This is a genomic window from Flavobacterium sp. 90, assembly GCF_004339525.1.
In the GTDB taxonomy this organism is placed as follows: domain Bacteria; phylum Bacteroidota; class Bacteroidia; order Flavobacteriales; family Flavobacteriaceae; genus Flavobacterium.
In genome coordinates this window covers 3,782,588-3,799,762 of sequence record NZ_SMGE01000001.1, presented here as the reverse complement: position 1 = coordinate 3,799,762, position 17,175 = coordinate 3,782,588, and the positions used below count along the sequence as shown (strand labels likewise).

Genomic DNA, 17,175 nt, shown 5'->3' with positions numbered 1-17,175 from the left:
TAAAATCATTAATCATAAAAGACTATACATGAAAATTGTGAAAATTATTTTTACAGCTTCGGCATTGCTGTGGCTTTCAATCACAATCTTGGCAATGATACCCTTAACTATTTTACTTCTACCAACTTTATTTATTTCGAAAAAACATTACACAGAATGGACCCTTTTTTTGTTTGCATTGATTTGTTCTTTAGGCATCTACCCTATTTGCTTTGTATACTCCATTACAAAATGGAAAGGCTTTTTAAGCTATCTGAGAAAACTTAGTTTATCTATTGACATTACCGGAAATACAGTCGGCGGCGCATTATTAAATGACAATTTTATTATCGCTTCGTCTACAAATCAATTTGGAGTTATTCGGGAAACCATAAGCGACAATTTAGGCGAAAATGAAAGAGATAATACGCTAACCGATTTCGGAAAAAGATTCACCAATTTACTGGGAGTAATTGATTTTGATCATGCCAAAAAATCTATAATAGAAGACTAAACCCCAAAAAAAACTATGATGCATAAAATCTCAGAATATTCAAATGAACTAAAATTACTGCTTTATGGAGTCTTTATGTATCTGGAAATGGATGTAGAAATTGTCAAAGTTCTGTTTTACTTAATGGTAATGGATACTTTTCTGGGTATAATCAAAACCATCGTATTAAATAATGCCTTTAGCTTTAAAAAGTTAGCCTTGGGATTTGTATCAAAATTAGCCGTATTGCTAATACCAACAGCTTTGGCATTAATGAGTAAAGGACTTAATTACAACTTTAAATGGTTCGTAACCATAGTAATGGATTTACTTATTGTTAGCGACGGAATTTCCATAATCAGCAATATAATTGCCATAAAAACAAAGAAAGAAGTCGAAAATTTCGACGCAATGACCTTGATTCTTAAATCAATAAGAGAACGTTTGATACAATTATTCAAACGCCTTTTGATTACAATTGACCCTAAATACCATATCGAAAAATAAACCAATAGCTCAACACAAAAATAGTACCTGCAACAATTCACGCAAGTACTTTAAAAAATAAAAAAAAACTACTTTCTTTTTCTTCCGAATCTAAATTCCAGTCTTTAAACTAACCAACCAATTTGAAAGTAGAAACTAAAAATGCGCCTTACCAATTAGAACGAATATTTAAGATTAGAAGAATAAAAAACACAATAGATCTCAGCGAATCCTTTTCTGTTGTGAACAAAAAAGCATCTGCAGCATTCTTTGATGCTGAAATTTACAAAGTAACTTTTAGCAGCATAATACAAACAAAACTAAAAACCTATGATCTGTTCTTATCCGGCAATGAATTGATTTGTGACGAGGAAATAGAAAACTTAAAAAAATCCCTCGACATAATCATTGCCGGAGACGGATCACAATTTGAAATATTGGACTACAAAACAGATTTCACCATTCAGTTTGATCTGGAAAACAGTTCTTTTCTTGAATCTGATGAGGTGAAGAATGGTTTGATAGTTTTTAGAAAATAAAGTAACCTCTATTTCTTAAACTGAAATCTCACAATTAAAAAACAAAATACGAAATGATAAAAAATAATATTAATAAAACTCCTGAAGAAGAAGAATCCGCAAAGGTGCAGATTATTAGCAAGCCGCTAAAATTAGAGACTGTTAATGAAGGTAGTAACGAAGATGATATACTTGTGCGAGGTGCTGATAACACTGTAAAATACATTTCAAAAAGCTCTTTAGGTGGTTCAACTATTTCTGTGACTAAATCAGAATTAGATAATTTGATAAATAATAATTCTTTAATTCCTGATGCTAATTATAAAATAAGCGGAGTACAGCCAAGTTTGTATGATGATGGAACTAATTCAGGAACTACAATATTTTTACAAGCTTTAACAGAAAACACTTTATCTAAAGAAGGTCATGGATTGTTTTATAATCCTAAATATGATCGGTCAATCAATGGATTCAATATATGGAATTCAAAGACTTATACACCGAACGATGCAGGATATTATGCACAAGTATTATCAAGTACTGGAAATAATGTACAAAGCATAGTTGTTGATAGTAATGGTGTTGTTTATACGGCAAACGCAAATCCTGTTCAAGGAGGCAGTGGTGTTACAAAAATCTTGCCTAACGGAACAAGAATTGATATCGATACATCAAGCCGATCCAGAACAGATAAATTATGTATCGGTTTAGACGATGTCGTTTATATGATAGGCGGTGGCGAAAAAAAAATTTCTAAACTAGATTCATCTGGTGTTTTATCTACATTGACAGATTTGGGGAGAAATGGAAATTCTGATATATGCGTAGATTCAGACGGAAATGTATATGTGGCAAATTACACATATCAGGATGTTGTTAAAATTCTACCAAATGGGTCTTTCACAATTCATGGAACTTGTGGAAATATAGTTCTTAGTATGTGTTTAGATAATGATGCCAACGTATATGTAACAAATAGTGGAAGTATTACAAAAATTCTTCAAGATGGTACGACATCAAACATATTTGCTGTTGGCATTGAAGTTCCACAAGATATATGCTTTTCCAGAGCAACTGGAAATTTATATGTCAGTAATGCCAGTACTGGAACAGTAACCAAAATCTTACCTGATGGCACATCTTCAATATTAGCAAGAGTGCCATTTCCTGCAAGAGGAATATGTCTAGATACAAATGACGACGTTATTGTTCTTTACGGCTATACTTCTCATGCGGCTAAAATAATGTCAGATGGTTCAATAACTGTAATTTATGATAATCCATCCTTTTACACACCTTTTGCGGTTTGCTCTTCTGGTAATGATTTATATTTTGTAAATATGGATTCAAATAATGTTATTAAACTTTCAACGGATGAACCAGAACAATCGCATTCCATAGGAGATAAAACAATTTGGGGAGGATATTCCTGGACAAACAATTCAGGAACAAAAGGACAATATTACGATCAATTTACATTGTCTTATGATTGGACAAAAGATCAATATAATGAAGATAATTATAACCCGGTTTTAGATATAATTGAATATGATTATTCAAATGATAGAATCTCTCGCAGATATGAAATTGAATCAGGTAGCGATGTAATTTATTCCAGAGTTGATTACGATAATTTTGGTAGAGAATCTGCAATAAAAGCATTTCAATTTGGCAATCCTTTTAATTCTAACTTTTACAAAGGAATTTCAAACATTACGGTTTCTCACTCTTATTTTGAAAACATCAATTTTGCCGGAAGCTATCAAAGATCGATAACTTTAAATTCTGCTGAGCAATCAAACTGTATATTCGGACCAAATAGTTATCAGGAATATTTAACTTTTTCGAGAGGATCTAGTCAACAAAATGTTGAATTTAGAAATAATTCCGGACAGATTCAATGTGACCTTAAGGAAAGCTCTAGCTCAGGAAATTATCTACTTCCACCAAATTCTACAATGTCAAATTTAAGTTTACTTAAAAATTCAAACATTTATAATATTTCACCTAATGAAGATTCATTGCTTTTAAATCCTTCTATTTTAAAAGAAATATACAATAGACCTGACGGAACAACTAAAATCCGTTATTACGACAACGACGATAATTTAGTTATAAGCGACATTAATGACTAATTTAAAAATACAAAAAAATGACTAAGAAAAAATACGGAATTAGAACAGTAAACGGTAATGAACCTGATCCGGAAACAGGAGATGTTGAGGTATCGGTTGGAGGTTCTCAGGATTTACAACAAACTTTGGAAAACGGAAATATATCTAACGCAGATATACCAATAATTTTAACTACTTCTAACGAAGATACAAGATGGACAAATAGAATAGAATCAAATATAATAGAAATTAAGCGTGAAGATATTTTGTCTGGAATTGAAAAAACAATTAATGTAGATTCTGAATCAGGGTTTACATATAATAATGATCAATCTGGCAAATCTTCTCATTTGAATGATGATTTTTTAAGCATTTCAGATACAGAGAATGTAACATTATACGGTAGTAAAGTTATTCAGACAACTAATTTTAATTCAGGATCTAACTTCGTTGTTAAATTTCCTGATGTTATTGGTTCTGAAATTACCCACACAGCAAGTTTTCAAGATAAAGACGGAACCTTAGCGACTTTAGACGATATTACATTACAAAAAGCCTTAAATGGAGGAGGTGGTTTAGCATACATAGATAGTCCTTCTTTAAACTCTGGAGTAAGCACTGATATTAGGGCTACAGATGTTTTTTCTAATTTGATTCTTACATCTAGGTTTAATCATGAAGCAGGTGTTCTTGCATTAGAAAGTGGCAAGGTTATACTATATCAAGTAAAAGATGATGGAAATTTAACTTCTAGATTACTATTTAAAGACCCTATAGACAATAATACAAATTTTTACTTGCCAGCAAAAGTTTCTGGAAATTATGATTTGGCCACATTAGATGATATTAAGTCCCCTACATTACAAAATGTATTAGAATCTGGTAACAATGCTATTGGGATGAGCATGTCAATAGGTGATGAATCTAAAGCTTATTCATTAATAACAGCTAATACTATATCCAATCTTGACGCTATATACGGAAGAAGATCGGATGTCCTTCCATATGGTTTTTTTATAAGTAGTGAAAATGATAACAATCGTATTGCTTATTATACAAATGATGTAACCTATGCAACGCAGGATGATTTAAAATCAAATAAACTGATATGGAAGAGACTCACTGATGGAAAAGGTGAATATAAATTCCCTGAGAAGCCATCGGGAACTTATACATTAGCAACACTAGATGACATAACTACCAATTCTCCCGTATCAGGCACAACAACTGGTCTTGTAGATAATACATCATTACAGGAATTAGGGGGTGTGGATAAATTAATTAACGGAATAAGAATTGGTAAAGGTGGAGGCAATCTTACGACTAATGTGGTTTTAGGAGATTATTCTTTATTTTCAAATTCAACAGGTAATAATAGTACTGCCGTAGGTTACGAATCTTTGTATAGTAACACAACAGGAGCTTACAACACAGGTATCGGCTCATTCTCTTTATATTATAATACAACGGGATTAGTTAACACTTCTATAGGAGCTTATTCTTCGACATCTAACACTACAGGATCCTACAATACAGCAATTGGAGCTAGTACTTTAAACGCTAATCAATTTGGTTCTGCCAATGTTGCCATAGGTGCTTCGGCTTTGAAAAGTAATGTGGGAGTATCAGGTTCAAATATTTTCGGCCATCGAAGTATTGCAATTGGAAGTAATGCAATGTATAATAATACAACTGGTAATGGTATATCAATTGGTGATACTTCTTTACGATCTCAAACAACCGGTATGTACAATATTGCTATTGGTTTACAGGCTGGTTCTGGCATTACAACTGGAAACGCAAATGTGATAGTTGCCGATACTGGATTTATTGCCGCTGGTGGCGGTATTACAACTGGTTCCAACAATCTGATTATTGCACCAAATAATGGTAACACCACAGGTATAACAACAGGAAGTGGCAACGTAGTTTTAGGAAAAGTTACAGGTTTAAGCGCTTCAGCATCAAATACGATAACAATATCTGATGGAGTTGGTAATGTTGCTATTACAAAAAGCACAACAGGCGAATTAAAAACACCTAACCTAACACAAGCTCTTATCGTTTCTGGTGGAGCTACTTCTTTAGTTACTAAAGGTTATGTAGACAATACCGGTGCCATAGATAACGTAACAACTACAGTATTGTCAAGTGCTACTCTCACAACGACATATCCAAATGCATTATCAGGTTTTAGAGTAAGATGTTTAAATATTACAAACGGAGCTTTAACCTATGAAAAAACTGTTTCAGGTTGGATTCAATATGCTATTACAATAACCCAATAAACCGGCGTTATGGACAAAAATCAATCTTTTGCAAAATACCGAAAAAAGAAAACAACAACATGATAAAAGATAATATTAACAAGGCTCTTGAAGAAGAACCTTCACTAGTACAGATTATTAACAAACCTCTAAAACTACAAACTGTTAATGAAGGTACTAAAGAAGATGATATATTAGTAAGAGGCAGCGACAATACTGTAAAATATGTTTCGCAAAGCTCTTTAGGCGGTGGCTCAACTATTTCTGTGACTAAATCAGAATTGGATAATTTAATAAGTAATAATTCTTTGATTCCAGGCGCTTATTATAAAATAAGCGGAGTTCATCCCGCTTTGTATGATGATGGAACCTCAAGCGGAACTACTATTTATTTAAGGGCAGCAACAAATAACAAATTAGAAAAAAATGGTCATGGAGAATTTTGGAATCCTAGATATGACCAGAGTGTTGATGGTTTTGGAATATATGGAGCTTTAAAAAATAAAATCGATCTAGTTCAAACCAATTTTAAAAGAGTCATTTCTTGGAATTCAAATTATGGTAGACCACAAGATATGTTATTTGATTCCACATCTCAAATTATTTATGCATGGGCATATAACAATAATAAAATTCAGAAAAGTGGCCCAGGAATAAATGCGTTTTCCACATTTTCTGCAAATATCAATGACGTAGTTATAGATTCGAATGATAACTTATATGTGGTATTGGCGAATAATACTTTACATCGTGTAGAACCTAATGGAACCATTAATTTCATAAAAACATTAGATGTACTGTCATCAAAAGCAATGGTAATTGACTCTAATAATGATTTATTTATAATAGGTCCTAAAAGAATTAGCAAAATAGTTACATCTACTGGAATTGAAACTGAATTTGCTACAGGAGGAGAATTCTCAGATATTTGTATCGATTCATTTAATAACATTTATACAGTAGATATTTCAATCCAAAGTCTTATTAGATTTACTGCAGACGGCACATCTACTATTATATTTTATGGTACCGTTAGTACCATAGTTAATATAGGAATGGATGATTGCATATATTTAACCGGCTTTGATGAAAATAGATTTGTAGTAAAATTTAATTCTTATGGTACTTTAATATCATTATATGAAATGCCAAACACTGTAAATGATATTAATGCTGATTCAAATGGAAAAATATATGTAACAATAGCAGGTTATTTTATAGAAAGTATTATACGAATTGATGAATTTGGAACCATAAGACCATTTTCGCAAGGATCTGCTATTTCAGGTAAAATAATAATTAAAGATTTGGATGAAGTCTATATAATGGCTTACATTGAAGCTTATACCTGGGTTTTGAATAGTCATATTATTTTGCCATTCATTGATGATGAATTTATTACAGCCAATAATGATTCTACAGGTAAATTAATAGGGAATATTAATAATGGTAATTTTATCCCATTATCAGGTGATTGGAATTCTGCTACATCAATAAAAGGAGATATTAGTAAATCAACTACAATAATTAAGAGTATAGATTTATTGACAATTTCTGTAGGAGATAAAACCATTTGGGGAGGATACTCCTGGACAAACAATTCTGGAACAATAGGACAATATTACGATCAATTCACATTGTCTTACGATTGGACAAAAGATCAATATAATGAAGATAATTACAAACCTGTTTTAGATATTATTGAATATGATTATTCTAATGACACGATCTCTCGCAGATATGAAATTCAATCAGGTAACGATGTAATTTATAACAGATCTGATTATGATAATTTTGGTAGAGAATCTGCAATTAAAGCATTTCAATTTGGCAATCCTTTTAATTCTAACTTTTATAAAGGTGTTTCAAACATTGCAGTTTCTCACTCTTATTTTGAAAACATCAATTTTACCGGAAGTTATCAAAAATCGATAATTTTAGATTCTGCCGAGCAATCCAATTGCATATTCGGACCAAATAGTTATCAGGAATATTTAACTTTTTCGGGAGGATCTGGTCAACAAAATGTTGAATTTAAAAATAATTCCGGACAAACTCAATGCACCTTTAAAGAAGGTTCCAGCTCTGGAAATTATCTTATTCCTTCAGATTCTACAATGTCAAATTTAAGTTTGCTTAAAAATTCAAGTATTTATAACATTCCACCCTATGAAGATTCATTGCTTTTAAATCCTTCTATTTCAAAGGAAATATACAATAGACCTGATGGAACAACTAAAATCCGTTATTACGACAACGACGATAATTTAGTTATAAGCGACATTAATGACTAATTTAAAAACACAAGAAAATGACTAAGAAAAAATACGGAATTAGAACAGTAAACGGTAATGAACCTGATCCGGAAACAGGAAATGTTGAGGTATCAATTAAAGATAATAAACCAGTAAGTTTTCAATCTACCAAAGATGGAGGGAATATATTTTCCGGAGAAGAAAGAATAACTTATTTTGGTTCAGGAATTTACAACGGACTTGAAACCAATTGGCAACCCGATTTATTTAGATCTCGAAATGATACTACAAATCAAATAATGGAATTTAGAACAACTGGAATAGAATACATTGATCAAAACAATTATGCATCAAATTCTCTCAGTTTCATAAAAACTACTCCCAATACAAGTGCAAGTTACATCTTCCCTGAAAAATCACATGGACCGTTTGTCTTAGCTACTACAGATGATAGCGTTCCTTATACCGGTGCTCTAAATGATTTAAACATGGGAGGCAAAGTTATAAAAGTTGGGCTCAATGATGCAACACCAGCCACTATAACAACGTTAGGCTATAGTAATGGTTTATCAGGCTTTGTGTCTGATAGCCCTGGTGCGAAAGTTAGTTATGACATGCAACGAATTGAAGCACTCGATAAAAGAACAGGATTTAAAAAACATCTCTATTTTAATGCTTCAGCCGGAAAAAAGGACTATATAGTATCATTACCTAATAAAGATGGTGAATTAGCTACAACAGATGATATAGCAGTATTAAACAATACTTCTACAGCCTTATCCAGCACATTTTTAAACGCAACCTATCCAGACGCACTAGTAGGGTTTCAGGTAATTTGTGACTCACTTTTGAGTAGCGGTGGAGAACATACTATTTATGTAAAATCACAAACAGGCTGGTTGAAAATATTGGGTGAACCGGTACCATAATAAATAAACACATAAAACACAACTATTCAAAAGCCCTTTAAAATGATTTAAAGGGCTTTTAATCTTTTATATTAAAAAAAAATTGCCCCTTTCAATAGTTTTGACAACCAATAAAGTTATATCCAAATAGTCAAACACTTAACTTTTAATCAAATTCAAAGCACTTTTAACCAAATTTAAAAGTCCATTTTCTGATTCTCTTTTACATTCGCTTTAGTAATAAATTAGGTATAAATGAACAATTTGAATGTAACAAAATTCTAAAAAAACTTACTTACATAACAAATTAAAACAGCAATTTTCTGTCAATATTCTTGTTTTCCGCAAGGATAATGATAGTTTTGTGCTAGAATTAAAATCCCAAATTTAACCTACAAACCTTATGAGAAAAACCATTTCTTATTTTTTCTCTTTTGTATTATTCGCAGGAATCCTTGTTGGATGCAGCGACGATTCAAAAGACGAAAATTACAAAGCTGAGTATCTGTCGAGCATCGACGCAACAAATTTACCTGCAGGTAATAAACCTATGACCATGTTTGAGGACGCTGAAAGTTCCTCTAAAATGTATGACAACAAAGACCGTTGGTTTCGCGTAAATCAGCCGATGCAAGTCATCCAAAAAGGAAAAGATTCTGTACAAATTTCCCTTTATTCCCCAGTTGGACTTACAGATGTAAAAGTTTATGCAAAATTAGCCAATTACGACAAACGATTTGTAATCTACGAATTTTCTAAAGTTCCGGCTTTTCACCGTTCTTTTCACCAAATTCCTTTAGTCAAAGGAAAACATGATTACAAATTAGAGGATGGAAAAACGGTTACAATTGATCAAATTTCAGGATTCTCGTCTGGTGCAATCCAGTTTTCAGTAGAATCAAGTGATCCTTTATTCGAAAAATTCAAAAAGATAAAATCAAATCGATTAGTACAATTCAGTACACAGTACCACCTTAATAATCCTGCTGACGATCCTAATAAATTTTTACCAATGAATCCAGTTTTGGCCAAAGAAGCCATTACAATGATTATCAATTATTCTTATGCAATAAGTCATCCTTTGTATTACGATACCTTTATGAATTTTGATCGATACAAAAGAGAACAAGCCACAGCAGCCGGAACTGAGACCGTTAATGGTGCACTAAACTGGCACGGAAATGCCGAAGATGTAGACGGTGTTTATGATTATTTAACCAAAGCTCAAATTGAAACTGCTTATAATACGTACATCGACAACCGAAATTTGAATATGGCAATGGTTGGCGGAGGTTCGGCCTGGGGCGGTGGCGCATTAGCTTCGCAATGGGAATCCGGTTATGTAACCGGACATTGGGTTGGAGAAATGTCGGTTTGGTCACACGAATATTCGCATCATAGCGGTTACAGCCATAGTAGTAATTTAGCTAATAGTGGTCAAGGTGGCGGTCAGCAGGAAATGTTAACCGAGTTTTATAAATACCTGATTTACTTAAATGATCTTCCTTTTCTTGATCCGGATGTCTTAAAAAGTTACACAAAAACAACTTATTTAACCGGTACTTACAAAAAACCTGTATTTACTATTAATCCTAAAAATACATTTTTAGTAAAATATAAAGGAGAAGGAAAATGGAAATAACCACTAAAACTATCATGAACAAAATACCTTTTTTTATAGCATTACTTTGCCTTTTTACCAATTGCAGCAAAGATGACAACCAAGAAAATACCTCACCAACATCCAGCTATTATTACCCAACCGAAGAAGCTTCTATTACCGCTGCCCAAATTGGAGACGGAAAAGGAACCTTAGATCCGCAAGGGATAACAATTGCAAACAACAAATTGTACGTTTGTAATGGAGACGTTTTTGAAATCTTTGACGCTCTGACCTTAAAACATCTAAAAACAATTTCGGCATATACAAAAGGAACAACTACAATTCCGTTTACCAAACTTTCTTCCGTTAGCGTTGATAATGGCCGCATTTATATTGGAAGTGTTGACTCCAGACTCTTTGTGATGGACGAAGCTACAACTGCAGGAATCAATACGGTTGGAAATGGGCAATGGTGGCAAACTTTTGTACACGTTTTTGGTGTTGTAGTTAGAGACGGATTAGTATTCGTGAAGGAAAAAGAAACCTCAATTAAAGTTTTTGAAACTACTCAAATTACAGAAACCAGCGATTGGAATTTAAAACCTATTGCCAAACTAAATACTTTAAACGGTTATGATCAGGTTTATTCCTTGGATGTTGAAAGCGGAAATTTAATAGTAGCCGGAAGAGATGCCAAAAGCTATTTGTATTATAAAATTGCGTCTATTAAAGCTAATGCTGCAGCTTCGTTGACAGAACCTTTAAAACCAACAAATACAGCTTTTGATGCCAAGCCTATTGCCATCAATTTTAGTAAAGATTGGGCAATTACATCTGAAAATATTGGAAGTGTAAATTATTTACGTCTTTATCCTAAAGGGGAGTTTTTAGATAAAAAATACAACGCAAGAGTGAATGCTTCTGACATTATGGGACAAAATCCTTTTGGAACAATTGTTAGTACAGCGCAACTTAACGATCGCCTTTTCTTGTCTGATAATACAAACAAAAAAATACGAATTATTAAGCTGAATCAATCTAATATTACAGAGCACAAATAGACTCAATTTATTAGTTTTCAATACTCAAAAGGGAATAGTTTCAGAACTATTCCCTTTTTATTTTTAATCAATATAGGAAACGTTGGTACAATACAAAAACCTGCGGAGAAACATAAAATATTTTGCATTGAATAATCATTTTAACCGCAAAGTTCGCAAAGCTTTGTGTTGATCTAGCTTTGCGAATCTTTGTGTTTTCTATTTGCGTAAAGTAAAATTAAATCTTTGCGAACTTTGCGGTTAAATTCATCCTTTATATTTATAACTCCACAGGTTTTTGTATTGTAACAACGTTTCTTTATAAAACTTCAATCATCATAAATACCGAATTAAAAATAAATGGTAACTTTTCATACTTTTTGTAGTCAAATATCTAAAAACCAATGACAACAGATATCATAGAATTAAATGACTTTATTGTTTTAATCGAACAATCGAATACTTCTAAAACTTTTGTTCAGAAGTGTGAAATTGATGGTGACGCCGTTGGGTTTGCTTTTTACGGTTCTGGCAATGTCGAACTAGAAATCAAACATAACAATCAAACCAAATATTTGACGAACACAACAGGTTTGGCAATTTGTTTCTTTGGAAATCAAAAAGTAGAATTCTCCCATAAAATCGAACCCGATAAACCGTTACAATCGATTAGTATTTTTACGAAACCTAAACATCTTCATTCTTTGCCTGAGGCCGAAAAAGAAATTTTTGAAAAGCATCTTCCGGACTTACTAAATCCGAAAGAACATTTTGTCGAAGGTCCCTCCTTTTATATGACGCTTGATATGCAATTGGCGGTTCAGAAAATCTTTAATACTTCTTATACAGGAAATACAAGATTGTTGTTTTTAAAAAGCCAGATCAATGAATTATTGGCACATTTTTATGCTCTTTTAACCACAGGAACCAAAATTGACTTTTCGGAAACAGACAAAAACAAACTTTATAAAGCCAAAGAAATTGTAACTAATAGTTATTCGAAACCTCCTTCGATTACGCAATTATCTCAAATGGTAGGTTTGAATAGTAACAAACTCAAAAAGAACTTCAAGGAATTATTTGGCATTCCGGTTTTTAAATATGTTCAGGAAGAACGACTTCATAAAGCATACGAATTACTCCGCGAAAGCGAAAGAACCGTACAAGAATCAGCTTGGGAAGTTGGCTACGAAAGTTTAAGTTCGTTTTCGAATGCATTTCACAAGAAATTCGGAATGCGTCCCAATGAAGTTCGGCAACAGTTCCTTTCAAACAAATCATAATTCTTTTCAGACAAATGATTTGTTTATAATGGCTGCAACTTTGTGTCAATAATCAATTAAAAAACTATTGACATGAACAAACACAAAATTTTAGTCTTGGGTTCTAATGGGAAAACTGGACGCAGAGTAGTCGAAAGATTAGAAAAAATTGCCAATATCGAAATTCGTTTAGGTTCCCGAAATGAGAAAATTCCTTTTGATTGGGAAAAACCAGAAACCTGGGAAGCCGTTCTTCAGGATATTGATTCGGTTTATATTACTTTTCAGCCAGATTTGGCAATTCCTTCAGCCGAAGATTCAATTGAGAATTTTACTCGTCTTGCCACAAAATCAGGCGTCCGAAAAGTCGTTTTACTTTCTGGAAGAGGCGAAAAAGAAGCGCAACTTTGTGAAGAAGCAGTAAAACGAAATGCAAAAAACTGGACAATTGTGCAAGCAAGTTGGTTCAACCAAAACTTTAGCGAAAGCTTTTTCCTGGATCCAATTTTAGCCGGAATTGTAGCTTTGCCAAGAGCCGAAACATTAGAACCTTTTACAGATGCTGATGATATTGCTGAGGTTGTTACATTGGTACTTTTAGACGATAAACACAACGGTCAGACGTATGAATTAACCGGTCCGAGATTACTAACCTTTAAAGAAGTCATGAGCGAAATCGCTGAGGTTACTGGCAGAAATATCACTTTTCAGCCTTTAGCTTTAGCTAAATACACACAAATGCTAAAGGAATATCAAGTTCCCGAAGATCATATTTGGCTAATAAATTATCTTTTCGAACAAGTATTAGACGGACGAAATTCAAGCATAACTTCTGACATCGAAAAAGTTTTAGGCAGGAAAGCAAAAGATTTTTCTGCTTACGCGAAAGAAACAGCCCAAACCGGAATCTGGAATTCTTGAAATTAATTGTATTTACACACAATATTGTCATTTCGACGGAGGAGAAATCACACAAGAAATTCCGTGTAGTATGTAGCCAATCTTTGTCGAGTTACGCGTGTGATTTCTCCTGCGTCGAAATGACAAAGATTACAATTACACTTCCTAAAATAAAATAAATCCCGCTTAAATCCGTTCAATCAGCGTCATCCGCGTGCCATAAAAAAGCAATTACAACAAAAAAAGCTTGTCGATAACCGACAAGCTTTTACATTATTCCCTTAATAATAAACATTCAAAACTATACTCGTTTTAGAACCATCAATTATTTTCTCGAGTCTTTTAAAGAATTTTTCGCTTACCATTGGACATCCTTTACTATTCGAAATATAATAATCCTGCTCTTCTTCGGGAACGGCTGAATAAGGATGTAAAACGATTGCACGCATAATTGCATTACTATTCGTTTCTTCCAAACCAGATAATTTATACGATTTGCCAAACATTCCTTTATAAGATTTCCCGACAACATATTTACCTAACGAAGTACTTTTTGAATTGGGTTCGTTACTAAATTTTAAATCTCCTCTAACATTAGTTTCAGAACCGGAACCGTTGGCGACAAGTCCCTGATCGAGAATTTTACCATTTTCTAAGTCGTAAACAAAAAATCTGTTTTTGCCGGACTTGATTTTCATATCCACAAAAAAAGCAATTTTAGTGTTGTAATTACTTTTAGCGTGAATCATTGTTTTCACTTCGGTCACCTGACTATTAAATCGCTCCAATTCGGCTTCTGAAAGCAAACTATTTGTGTTGTATTCTTTTATTCCGCCAAAAAAAGATATTGTAAAAAATAAGATTAGATTCAATGTTTTCATAAAAATGCAGTTTAAAAATCAGAACAATTTTGATGTTTATAAAACAACTTCAATCGTTTTACAAAACAGAATATCAACTATTGTTTAGATTTTAATTTCAGTCTGCAAATTTACATTGGACATGAAAATAAAAACTACCTTAAAAAACTACAAAACAACACAATAAGACTTATTAATCACAAATAAAACACTCAATAACAAGTCTTTATCTTTCATGAAAAAACCTTGTAAAATAGAAATTTCACAAGGTTTTAGATATTCGAATCGATAATGAAGAATGTTTTTATTCTTTAAAATCTTTATCTTTTGATTGTACTAATTGATTTACTCTCCAGATTAGAAATACTGATAAAAGTGTAATTACCGCAATTACATATCCTAGTATATCATAATTCTCGATTGGAGAAGTTTTTGTTTCCTGATGTACAATAAATCCGGCACAAACCGCTGCGATTCCACCTGCAATTTGTTGTAAGGAGGATGATATCGACATGTAAGCGCCACGATCTTTCATTTCAGGAATTCCAGTATTTAATGTTGTTGCCGGAATCATACGGCTCATGATTCCCATAAATAGGATCATATTTAGCACTACAACTTCCCAAAGTGGAATTGGAGTTAAGTTCGTGTAGATTATAATCATAATTACAGAAAGCACTGAACCTGCTGCAAATAATTTGAACTTGCTTACTTTGTCGCTTAATTTTCCAACAAGTGGCATTATAAAAAGTACCGAAAGTCCTGTAAAGAAAAATACCATTGGCAATTCTAGCTGACTAATATGGATATTATTCACTAGAAATGCACTTCCGAAAGGCTGTAACATAAAACCTCCTATCGAAAGAAATGCAATAGATGCAAAACCAATTTGATATTGTTTATTGCTCAAAGTATGCCAAAGATGCAAAAACGGACTTTTGTCTAATTGCAGTTCTAAGTGTTTATTAATTGCCTGCATTTGTGTTATAATGGCAACAAGAATTAGTACTCCTAAACTAGCGATCATTAAAAAAGAAGAATGCCATCCCCAATGATTAGCGCAATATAGTCCAATTGGTATTCCTAAAATCTGACTTGCTGCATATGCCATTTGGATAAATCCCATAACACGACCTCTTTGATGAATGACAAATAAATCGGTTACGATTGCTAATGAAACGGAACCAATTACTCCACCAAAAAGTCCGGTAACGATACGTGCTAAAAGCAACATTTCGTAACTTGTAGAAAGCGCACAGAAAATGGTACCTGCAATAAATCCTGTATAAAAGAAAATCAAGAGTTTTTTTCGGTCAAATTTATCTGCGAAACCTGCGGCCAAAAGTCCGGAAATTCCGGCACTAAAAGCATAAGCAGAAACAGCAAAACCAAAATTTGCCGTAGTCATATTAAGTGTTTTCATTAAAATATCTCCTAGTGGAGAAATCACAACAAAATCAAGAATTACCGTAAACTGCAAGAATGCAAGAATGGCGATAATGATAATTTCGTGTGACGTAAATTTGGGGCTATCCCCCGATGTTTTTTTCATATAAACTGGTTATTTTTTTAAATTATGATAATTCCTGACATTCGTGACCAAATTCGTTGATCATCTCGATAATGGCGTCAGGTTTTAATACATTCGATACTACGCGAAGCACGCAATCAACATCTTCGTGATCGATGCTCCATTGTTGTATATCCGAATGATTATCCAGTGTTCTGTGCATATCGCAATCTGGATTGATTTGTTTAATATTTGTTTTGAAAATGTGTATTGTATTCAAATTCGTTTCCATAATTTTTCATGGTTTTAGTCCTTTAACTGTACTCTTAAAAGCTTCTTTCATAATCTCTCTGGTAAGTTTAAATGGTTTTCCTCCCATACTCTTACCTTCAGTATGCATATTCAACAATGTGTATAAAGGTCCGTAAGCCACTGACCAAAAAGCCTCAAATGTCATTGGGACAATTTCTTTTTTACGAAGTCCATTGTCAATAAACTCACTCATAATCTTTCTAAAATCTGCAAACTCTTTAATAGAATCCAGAATAGCTTCTGAATGAGGCGAATGTTTTATGATCTCAAAAAATGCAACTTCTTTCGGATATTTCATGGTAAAGTTGGCGCGGTTTTCCCACTGTCTCCATAAACCTTCCTCAAATGACATTTCGGGCGCAAAATCTTTTACTGTACTGGTAAAAAATTTCAGAGCGATAATGGCACCTATTTTCTGAATCAAATCATCCTTGTCTTTGTAATAAATGTAGAGCGTGCCAACAGAAATAGAACACGCCTTCGCGAGCTTGTTCATACTGAAACCTTGAAATCCGTCACGTACAATTTGATCAATTGCGGTTTCGATTACCAATTTTTCTTTGTCAACATCTCTTACTCTCATACTGATTATTTTTGACAAAGATAAAATAATAAATGAATGAACATTCTTTTATTTATTTTTTTTTATCGAAATTATTTTCATCGAC

The 17,175-nt window shown here is 33.0% G+C and carries 15 protein-coding genes; 11 read left to right on the top strand and 4 right to left on the bottom strand.

The annotated features are described in order from the left end of the window. Positions 1 to 28 precede the first annotated feature (28 nt). The 11 genes from C8C83_RS15980 (at position 29) to C8C83_RS15930 (ending at position 13,846) form a co-directional block, all read left to right on the top strand. Positions 29 to 493 carry a hypothetical protein gene (locus C8C83_RS15980; RefSeq protein ID WP_121329419.1) on the top strand — a complete coding sequence of 155 codons (465 nt, stop codon included), beginning with the start codon at positions 29 to 31 and terminating at the stop codon, positions 491 to 493. Between the two features lie 15 nt (positions 494 to 508). Further along, positions 509 to 979: a phage holin family protein gene (locus tag C8C83_RS15975; protein ID WP_099708945.1), complete on the top strand. Its 471-nt coding sequence runs from the start codon at positions 509 to 511 to the stop codon at positions 977 to 979. Between the two features lie 122 nt (positions 980 to 1,101). After that, positions 1,102 to 1,497, top strand: coding sequence for a hypothetical protein (locus C8C83_RS15970; RefSeq protein WP_121329418.1), 396 nt, complete (start codon positions 1,102 to 1,104; stop codon positions 1,495 to 1,497). A gap of 53 nt (positions 1,498 to 1,550) precedes the next feature. Then, complete coding sequence (locus C8C83_RS15965) at positions 1,551 to 3,611, top strand: hypothetical protein (protein WP_121329417.1); 2,061 nt, start codon at positions 1,551 to 1,553, stop codon at positions 3,609 to 3,611. A 17-nt stretch (positions 3,612 to 3,628) separates the two neighbouring features. Continuing rightward, positions 3,629 to 5,878: a hypothetical protein gene (locus C8C83_RS15960; RefSeq protein ID WP_121329416.1), complete on the top strand. Its 2,250-nt coding sequence runs from the start codon at positions 3,629 to 3,631 to the stop codon at positions 5,876 to 5,878. A gap of 59 nt (positions 5,879 to 5,937) precedes the next feature. Next, a complete protein-coding gene (locus C8C83_RS15955) occupies positions 5,938 to 8,151 on the top strand; it encodes a hypothetical protein (protein WP_121329415.1) in 2,214 nt (737 codons plus the stop codon). A 17-nt stretch (positions 8,152 to 8,168) separates the two neighbouring features. Further along, the gene (locus tag C8C83_RS15950; protein ID WP_121329414.1) at positions 8,169 to 9,041 is read left to right on the top strand and encodes a hypothetical protein; all 873 of its coding nucleotides are present in this window, start codon (positions 8,169 to 8,171) and stop codon (positions 9,039 to 9,041) included. Positions 9,042 to 9,423: 382 nt separating this feature from the next. Continuing rightward, positions 9,424 to 10,662: a hypothetical protein gene (locus C8C83_RS15945; RefSeq protein WP_121329413.1), complete on the top strand. Its 1,239-nt coding sequence runs from the start codon at positions 9,424 to 9,426 to the stop codon at positions 10,660 to 10,662. Next, positions 10,653 to 11,684, top strand: a complete 1,032-nt coding sequence (locus tag C8C83_RS15940; protein ID WP_121329412.1) for a hypothetical protein — start codon at positions 10,653 to 10,655, stop codon at positions 11,682 to 11,684. The genes C8C83_RS15945 and C8C83_RS15940 overlap by 10 nt, the downstream gene beginning before the upstream one ends. A gap of 383 nt (positions 11,685 to 12,067) precedes the next feature. After that, on the top strand, positions 12,068 to 12,946 hold the full coding sequence (locus tag C8C83_RS15935; RefSeq protein ID WP_121329411.1) for an AraC family transcriptional regulator: 879 nt from the start codon (positions 12,068 to 12,070) through the stop codon (positions 12,944 to 12,946). Positions 12,947 to 13,018: 72 nt separating this feature from the next. Beyond that, a complete protein-coding gene (locus C8C83_RS15930; protein ID WP_121329410.1) occupies positions 13,019 to 13,846 on the top strand; it encodes an NmrA family transcriptional regulator in 828 nt (275 codons plus the stop codon). A 260-nt stretch (positions 13,847 to 14,106) separates the two neighbouring features. On the opposite strand, the gene C8C83_RS15925 is transcribed toward C8C83_RS15930, so the two are convergent. The 4 genes from C8C83_RS15925 to C8C83_RS15910 form a co-directional block, all read right to left on the bottom strand. Continuing rightward, positions 14,107 to 14,706 (bottom strand): murein L,D-transpeptidase catalytic domain-containing protein, encoded by a 600-nt coding sequence (locus C8C83_RS15925; RefSeq protein ID WP_121329409.1) that lies wholly within the window; start codon positions 14,704 to 14,706, stop codon positions 14,107 to 14,109. A gap of 283 nt (positions 14,707 to 14,989) precedes the next feature. After that, positions 14,990 to 16,237 carry an MFS transporter gene (locus C8C83_RS15920; protein ID WP_121329408.1) on the bottom strand — a complete coding sequence of 416 codons (1,248 nt, stop codon included), beginning with the start codon at positions 16,235 to 16,237 and terminating at the stop codon, positions 14,990 to 14,992. A gap of 22 nt (positions 16,238 to 16,259) precedes the next feature. Then, on the bottom strand, positions 16,260 to 16,487 hold the full coding sequence (locus C8C83_RS15915) for a hypothetical protein (RefSeq protein WP_121329407.1): 228 nt from the start codon (positions 16,485 to 16,487) through the stop codon (positions 16,260 to 16,262). 6 nt (positions 16,488 to 16,493) lie between these two features. Further along, positions 16,494 to 17,090, bottom strand: coding sequence for a TetR/AcrR family transcriptional regulator (locus tag C8C83_RS15910; RefSeq protein ID WP_121329406.1), 597 nt, complete (start codon positions 17,088 to 17,090; stop codon positions 16,494 to 16,496). Positions 17,091 to 17,175 lie beyond the last annotated feature (85 nt).

What these genes read in the sequence shown, in the direction of transcription:
- C8C83_RS15980 (WP_121329419.1), top strand. Translation starts at nt 29, where the DNA reads ATGAAAATTGTGAAAATTATTTTTACAGCTTCGGCATTGCTGTGGCTT.
- C8C83_RS15975 (WP_099708945.1), top strand. Translation starts at nt 509, where the DNA reads ATGATGCATAAAATCTCAGAATATTCAAATGAACTAAAATTACTGCTT.
- C8C83_RS15965 (WP_121329417.1), top strand. Translation starts at nt 1,551, where the DNA reads ATGATAAAAAATAATATTAATAAAACTCCTGAAGAAGAAGAATCCGCA.
- C8C83_RS15960 (WP_121329416.1), top strand. Translation starts at nt 3,629, where the DNA reads ATGACTAAGAAAAAATACGGAATTAGAACAGTAAACGGTAATGAACCT.
- C8C83_RS15955 (WP_121329415.1), top strand. Translation starts at nt 5,938, where the DNA reads ATGATAAAAGATAATATTAACAAGGCTCTTGAAGAAGAACCTTCACTA.
- C8C83_RS15950 (WP_121329414.1), top strand. Translation starts at nt 8,169, where the DNA reads ATGACTAAGAAAAAATACGGAATTAGAACAGTAAACGGTAATGAACCT.
- C8C83_RS15945 (WP_121329413.1), top strand. Translation starts at nt 9,424, where the DNA reads ATGAGAAAAACCATTTCTTATTTTTTCTCTTTTGTATTATTCGCAGGA.
- C8C83_RS15940 (WP_121329412.1), top strand. Translation starts at nt 10,653, where the DNA reads ATGGAAATAACCACTAAAACTATCATGAACAAAATACCTTTTTTTATA.
- C8C83_RS15935 (WP_121329411.1), top strand. Translation starts at nt 12,068, where the DNA reads ATGACAACAGATATCATAGAATTAAATGACTTTATTGTTTTAATCGAA.
- C8C83_RS15930 (WP_121329410.1), top strand. Translation starts at nt 13,019, where the DNA reads ATGAACAAACACAAAATTTTAGTCTTGGGTTCTAATGGGAAAACTGGA.
- C8C83_RS15925 (WP_121329409.1), bottom strand. Translation starts at nt 14,706, where the DNA reads ATGAAAACATTGAATCTAATCTTATTTTTTACAATATCTTTTTTTGGC.
- C8C83_RS15920 (WP_121329408.1), bottom strand. Translation starts at nt 16,237, where the DNA reads ATGAAAAAAACATCGGGGGATAGCCCCAAATTTACGTCACACGAAATT.
- C8C83_RS15915 (WP_121329407.1), bottom strand. Translation starts at nt 16,487, where the DNA reads ATGGAAACGAATTTGAATACAATACACATTTTCAAAACAAATATTAAA.
- C8C83_RS15910 (WP_121329406.1), bottom strand. Translation starts at nt 17,090, where the DNA reads ATGAGAGTAAGAGATGTTGACAAAGAAAAATTGGTAATCGAAACCGCA.